Raw genomic sequence first — 6,257 nt, 5'->3', positions numbered from 1 at the left:
GGGCCCCGCGCCCACCACCAGCACCTCGCGCGCGGACAGCCCCACCGTCAGGGGGAGGCCGTCCAACGCGGGTGCCGCCGGCCGCTCGGCCGCGGGGGCGGCGTCAGCGAACGCGATCGTCACAGGTGGATGCCGCACTCGGTCTTGGAGGAACCGGCCCAGCGACCTGAGCGCGGATCCGCTCCGGCTTCGACGCGGTGGGTGCACGGCTCACAGCCTATCGACGGGAAGCCGTCGTCGAGCAGGGGATTGAGGAGGCACCCGTGCTCCTCCGCGTAGGCGTGGACGCGATCCAGGGTCCACGCCACGAGCGGGTTGATCTTGATCATCGAGTGCTTGGCGTCCCACTCCACGATCGCCGCTCCGGCGCGGTGGTCGGTGTCCACCCGGCGCAGACCGGTGATCCACGCCTCGTATCCGGACAGCGCCGCGTCGAGCGGCTCCACCTTGCGCAGGCGGCAGCACAGCTCCGGGTTCGTCTCGAACGGGCGCGGGCCGAGCGCGGCCTCGTGCTCCTCACGGCTCGCGGGGCTGCGCACGTCCACGACGTTCAGGCCCGGTGTGGACGCGAGGGCGTCCCGGACGCCGATGGTCTCCGAGAAGTGGTACCCCGTGTCGAGGAAGAGCACGTCCACTCCCGGGGCGTACTGCGCGGTCATCTCCGGCACCACGGTGTTGGCCATCGAGCAGGCCACGGCGAGGGCGTCGCCGAAGGTCTCGCCCGCCCAGGCCAGGACCTCGGCGGGGTCGACCTCGCCGTGGTGGCCGTAGAGCCCGCGGTCGTCGAATCGACGCGCCGCGTCCTCGGCGATGGCCTTGAGTTCCTCGGTGGTCCGACGCCGGCCGGGGCCGGGGGTCAGGACGGTGCTGCGGGGCAGCAGATCGAGTGCGACTGCGGTCATACCAGAACCTCCTCCTCCACACGGTGGGCCCACTCGGCGAACGTCTCGCCGTCGGCACCGGTCTCCATGTACTTGCGGATCACGCGCTCCACGTAGTCGGGCAGGTCCGCGGACGGCACGCGGAGTCCGCGGACCGTGCGGCCGAGCCCACCCGACTCCTGGTCCTGGGAGGCCAGGCCGCCACCGAGGTGGACCTGGAAGCCCGGGGTGTCGCCGTCGAGCAGCTGGCCCTTGAGGCCGATGTCGGCGGTCTGGATGCGCGCACAGCTGTTGGGGCAGCCGTTGAGGTGGATCGACAACGGCGTGCGCAGGGGCGCGTCGTCGGCGAACCGGTTCTCGAGCTCGCCGATCAGCGCGGTGGCGGTGTCCTTGGTGTCGACAAAGGCGAGCTTGCAGAACTCGATGCCGGTGCACGCCATGGTGGAGCGGCGGAACGAGCTCGGGCGGGCGTGCAGCCCGATGGCGGCCAGTCCCTCGACCAACTCCTCGACCTTCTCCGGCTCGACGTCCAGGACGAGCAGCTTCTGGTGCGGGGTGAAGCGGACCCGGTGGGAGCCCGCGGCCTCGGCGAGGTCGGCGACCTGCGAGAGCTTCTCGCCGCCCACGCGGCCGACGGTGGGGGCGGCGCCGACGTAGAAGCGGCCGTCCTTCTGCTCGTAGACGCCCACGTGGTCGCCCGAACCCACGCCACGCTCGGGAGCGGGTCCGTCCGGGAGCTCGCGGCCCAGGTACTCGTCCTGGAGGACCTGGCGGAACTTCTCGGCACCCCAGTCCTTGATGAGGAACTTGAGCCGGGCGCGGGTGCGCATGCGCCGGTAGCCGTAGTCGCGGAAGATCCCCACCACGCCGGCCCACACCTCGGCGGCCTCCTCCTGGCGGACGAACACGCCGATGCGGGTGGCGAGCTGCGGGTTGGTGGACAAACCGCCACCCACCCAGAGGTCGTAGCCCGGGCCGAGCTCCGGATGCCGGACGCCCACCAGCGAGATGTCGTTGATCTCGTGGACCACGTCGAGGCTCGGGTGCCCGGTGATGGCGGACTTGAACTTGCGCGGCAGGTTGGAGAACTCGGGCGTGCCGATGTACTTGGCCTTGATCTCGGCGATCACCGGGGTCGGGTCCAGGATCTCGGACTCGGCCACGCCGGCGACCGGGCTGCCGAGGATCACGCGCGGGCAGTCACCGCAGGCCTCGACCGTGTCGATCCCGACGTCCTCGAGCCGCTGCCAGACCTCGGGCACGTCCTCGATGGCGATCCAGTGGTACTGGATGTTCTGCCGGTCGGAGATGTCCGCGGTGCCGCGGGCGAAGTCGGTCGAGATGCCCGCCAGTACCCGCAGCTGGTCGGTGGTCACCGCGCCGCCGTCGGTCCGGACCCGCATCATGAAGTACTCGTCCTGCAGCTCGTCGGCCTCGAGCTTGGAGGTCCGCGAGCCGTCCAGCCCCTGCTTGCGCTGGGTGTACAGGCCCCACCAGCGCATCCGTCCCGACAGGTCGTCGGACGGGATGGAGGCGAACCCCTCCTTGGAGTAGGTGTCGAGGATCCTCTGGCGCACGTTGAGCGCGTCGTCGGTGAGCTTGAACTCCTCGTTGTGGTTGAGCGTGAGCTTGCCGTCGATCTTCCACTGGCCCTGCGGCTTGGGGGCGCGGGCGGGACGAGCGGGGCGGGCGGCGGCGTCTGTACCGGTCATGTCCGCGAGGGTAGCGGTCGACAGACCGGTCTGTCTAATGTCGCACGGCGGACTCCGCCCCCGCACTCGCCCCACCCGTCGGCGGCGCAGGCCCCACCCACGCGATCAGCCGCCCCCCACGACGGGAGGCGGCTGGGAATCAGATCGCCGTACGGCCCGTCAGACCGGCGGCATGATGGTCGACCCCAGATCTTCGGCGACACCGAACACGGTCTCCCACAGCAAGGCGAGAACCAACGTCGGCAGAGCGGTGGCTACATCGACCAGGGTCGATCCCGAATCTTGGGCGAGGCTGGCCGTCGCCTCAATAGACGAACCGGCGACCTCATAGAGACTTCCCAACATGATGAACTCCTTCCAGAGCGGCCCTGGTCAGCCCACCCCTTGGACTACATCTCGGTCGCCCTGGTCCGACTATAGGACGATCTTCATCAAGTAGGAACCCCGCAGCGAAACTGTTACGAATACGCTGAGAAGCTTTGTCTCGGCAGACGAAGTGTGGAAACGGTCGGCATTCGTCCGTGCCGTGAGTGACGTACCCCACCACCCCGTGGGGCACCCTCTCTCGAAAGGACATCACATGTTCTCTAAATTCTGGGCCAACCTCGCCAGCGGCTCCGCCGATCTCCTTCCCGACACGGGCACCGGCTCGGCAGCGATCGACGGCTTCCTCGGCCTGCCCGCCTACATCCTCGGCACCCTCGCCGGAGGCGCGGCGCTCTTCGGTTCCTGAGCGAAACTCGACACGCCCCGGTGGTCCGCCACCGGGGCGCTTCGCATTTCGCAGGGCGTGTCATCTCGCGCGCCCGTCACATCCCGCAGAACTCAAGCCAGACGTCGACCTCTCGCCGCGCCTGCTCCCTCCCCAGGACGTAGGCCTCCGCGAGACGGTCGACCCTGCGCTCGTAACTCCGGATCAACACGCGCTCCGGACGGAACACCACCGCGTCGCCAGACTCCTCGAGAGCCTCGATCTCGTCGAGCGTCTCGTTGTAGAGCGCCCACCTGTGCAGGAGGGCCTCCCCCACCGCCGGGAACCGCCGGAAGTACGAGCGGTAGAACGGGGTAAGTCGCCGCGGCGGGATCTTCCGGTATCCACTCGGCTGGGTCAGCACCACCAGAAATCTCTCGTATCCGGCCTCCCGCGCCGCGGACAGCGGGATCCCGCCGTCATGGCCCAGGGCCCCGTCCACGTAGTACTCGCCGTCGATCAGCACCGGCGGCATCCACACCGGCATCGTCGAGGACGACCTGACCATCCGCATGAGCTCCGGCATGCTCGAGGCGTCCTCCTCGGTCCAGAAGACCGTGGCACCGTCCGAACACCGGAAGGTCCCGATCCTCGCGGCCGTGCCGCTGCTGGAGAACGTGTCGAAGTCGTACGGCAACACCTGGTCCGGCAGACCGGTCTGCTCGTAGATGTACTCGGCGTTGAACAGCCCCTTCCCCCGGGCGAAGCTGCGCCAGTCCCCGAAGTTGGGGTCCGCCGCGAGTTCGACGAAGCTCTTCCGCGCGCGGACGCCCTCGCGCGACAGATAGTTGGCCACGTGCGTGGCCCCAGCGGAGATCCCCGCAGCCATCCCACCGTGGATGCCCGCATCGATGAGCGTCTCCACGACCCCCGCCGTGTGGACCGCCCGCATCCCCCCGCCCTCGAACAGGACTGCGACATCCGGAGCAGTGGGCGATAAATCGGTCACGACACCCAGGGTAAGTCGCATCGTCACATCAGCGATGATCGACTACCGTCTCCCGAGTGAGCGCTCTCGCCGACTTCATAGCATCCGTCAACGATGTCTACTGGTACGCGGTCATCGCGCTACTCGTCATCGCCGGCCTGTACTTCTCCTTCACCACACTGATAGTCCAGATCCGGATGTTCCCGGAGATGTTCAGGACGATCGTCGAGAAGCCCTCGGACATCGAGCCGGACAAGAAGGGCATCTCCGCCTTCCGCGCCTTCACCGTCTCCGCCGCCTCCCGCGTGGGCACCGGGAACATCGCCGGCGTTGCGATCGCGATCACGGTCGGCGGACCCGGTGCAGTGTTCTGGATGTGGGTGCTCGCGATCATCGGAGGCGCCACCGCGTTCGTCGAGTCCACACTCGCCCAGCTCTACAAGGTCCGGGGCAAGGACTCCTACATCGGCGGCCCCGCCTACTACATCCGCGACGGCCTCGGGTGGAAGCCGGTGGCGGTCGCCTTCGCGGTGATCATCACCGTGACCTACGGCTTCGTCTTCAACGCCGTCCAGGCCAACTCCATCTCGGCCTCGGTACGCAACCAGTTCGGCCTCGAGGGGCTCGGGTCCGGCCTGGTCATCGGCGTCGTGCTGGCACTGGTGGTCGGCGCGGTGATCTTCGGCGGCATCCGGCGACTGTCCGCGGTCACCGAGATCGTGGTCCCGCTCATGGCGATCGCCTACATCGTCGTCGCCCTCGTGGTGGTGGCGATCAACATCACCGAGGTCCCGGAGATGATCTCCCTGATCGTCGGCCACGCCCTGGGCTTCCGCGAGGTCGCGGGCGCCGCGATCGGCGCGGCGATCATGCAGGGCATGCGGCGTGGACTGTTCTCCAACGAGGCCGGCATGGGCTCGGTCCCCAACGCGGCGGCCACCGCCTCCGTCTCCCACCCCGTCAAGCAGGGCCTGGTGCAGGCGCTCGGCGTCTACTTCGACACCCTGGTCGTGTGTTCGGCCACCGCGTTCATCATCCTGCTCGCCAACCCGGAGTTCGGCGGCGACCGCGAGGGCATCACCCTCACCCAGGACTCACTGGCCTCACAGGTCGGCGACTGGGGCGTGCCCTTCCTCATGGTGGTCATCTTCTTCCTCGCCTTCTCCTCGATCCTCGGTAACTCCTACTACGGCGAGGCCAACATCCGCTTCCTGCGCGAGAGCCCCGTGGCCCTGCGCGTCTTCCGCGTGCTGGTCATCCTGGCCGTGCTCGGTGGCTGCCTGGGGTCGGTCGACCTCATCTGGAACATGGCGGACCTGTTCATGGGAGTCATGGCCACCATCAACCTCATCGCGATCATCCCGCTCAGCGGTCTCGCGGTGGCCCTGCTCCAGCACTACCTGCGGCAGAAGGCCAAGGGCCACAACCCGGTGTTCCACCGTGACGACCTGCCGCAGGCCCGGAACGTCACGTCCTGGGACGGTTCCGATCCCATGACGCTGCAGCACGTCGCCGACGAGGCGCGCGACGTCGAACCGAAGGGATGAGCCACCCGGCACCGGCCGCGCACTCCCCCGCGTACGAGCGCTTCGCCGCCCTGCCCAAGGCGCACCTGCACGTCCACCTCGAGGCCGCGATGCGGGCCGAGACCATGCGCGAGTGGTGTGCCGAGGACGGCGTGGAGGTCCCGCCGCTCGTCGAGTTCCCCGACTTCACCCGCTTCCTCGACGCCTACGGCCTGCTCATCTCGCTCCTGAGGACCCCGGAGCGGCTCGGTCGGTTGCTCGACGAGGTGGTGGCCGACGCCGCCGCCCAGGGCGTCGTGGCACTGGAGTTCGCCTCCATCCCGGACAAGTCCGCCGCCTTCGACACGGCCGAGGACGCCCTGGCGTTCATCCTCCCCGCCGTCGCGGAGGCCGGCCGGCGCCACGGGGTGTGGACCGGCGCCATCGTGAGCATCGACCGCGGCGCCGCGCGCGCGCACG

The 6,257-nt window shown here is 68.8% G+C and carries 6 protein-coding genes and 1 pseudogene; 3 read left to right on the top strand and 4 right to left on the bottom strand.

All coding sequences use genetic code 11. The features are described 5' to 3' along the window. Nucleotides 1-119 precede the first annotated feature (119 nt). The 3 genes from G6018_RS02905 to G6018_RS02895 all read right to left on the bottom strand — a co-directional run bounded on the left by G6018_RS02905 (nucleotide 120) and on the right by G6018_RS02895 (nucleotide 2,938). On the bottom strand, nucleotides 120-902 hold the full coding sequence (locus tag G6018_RS02905; RefSeq protein WP_017837640.1) for a phosphoadenylyl-sulfate reductase: 783 nt from the start codon (nucleotides 900-902) through the stop codon (nucleotides 120-122). After that, nucleotides 899-2,593 (bottom strand): nitrite/sulfite reductase, encoded by a 1,695-nt coding sequence (locus tag G6018_RS02900; protein ID WP_182638666.1) that lies wholly within the window; start codon nucleotides 2,591-2,593, stop codon nucleotides 899-901. The genes G6018_RS02905 and G6018_RS02900 overlap by 4 nt, the downstream gene beginning before the upstream one ends. Nucleotides 2,594-2,752: 159 nt before the next feature. Next, a complete protein-coding gene (locus G6018_RS02895; protein ID WP_182638665.1) occupies nucleotides 2,753-2,938 on the bottom strand; it encodes a hypothetical protein in 186 nt (61 codons plus the stop codon). A 235-nt stretch (nucleotides 2,939-3,173) separates the two neighbouring features. On the opposite strand from G6018_RS02895, the gene G6018_RS02890 reads away from it, so the two are divergent. Continuing rightward, nucleotides 3,174-3,326, top strand: a complete 153-nt coding sequence (locus G6018_RS02890; RefSeq protein WP_182610107.1) for a hypothetical protein — start codon at nucleotides 3,174-3,176, stop codon at nucleotides 3,324-3,326. 76 nt (nucleotides 3,327-3,402) lie between these two features. On the opposite strand, the gene G6018_RS02885 is transcribed toward G6018_RS02890, so the two are convergent. Next, on the bottom strand, nucleotides 3,403-4,293 hold the full coding sequence (locus tag G6018_RS02885; protein WP_347237777.1) for a patatin family protein: 891 nt from the start codon (nucleotides 4,291-4,293) through the stop codon (nucleotides 3,403-3,405). 56 nt (nucleotides 4,294-4,349) lie between these two features. On the opposite strand from G6018_RS02885, the gene G6018_RS02880 reads away from it, so the two are divergent. Together G6018_RS02880 and G6018_RS02875 are read left to right on the top strand one after the other, a co-directional pair. Continuing rightward, nucleotides 4,350-5,819, top strand: a complete 1,470-nt coding sequence (locus G6018_RS02880; RefSeq protein WP_182610108.1) for an amino acid carrier protein — start codon at nucleotides 4,350-4,352, stop codon at nucleotides 5,817-5,819. Next, nucleotides 5,816-6,257: pseudogene (locus G6018_RS02875) on the top strand (adenosine deaminase); the annotation flags it as partial. The gene G6018_RS02880 and the pseudogene G6018_RS02875, both read left to right, overlap by 4 nt.

Source organism: Dietzia sp. DQ11-44 (assembly GCF_014145205.1).
Classification (GTDB): domain Bacteria; phylum Actinomycetota; class Actinomycetes; order Mycobacteriales; family Mycobacteriaceae; genus Dietzia; species Dietzia natronolimnaea.
The sequence above is the reverse complement of the archived record's forward strand: the minus strand, read 5'-3'. Positions and strand labels throughout refer to the sequence as shown.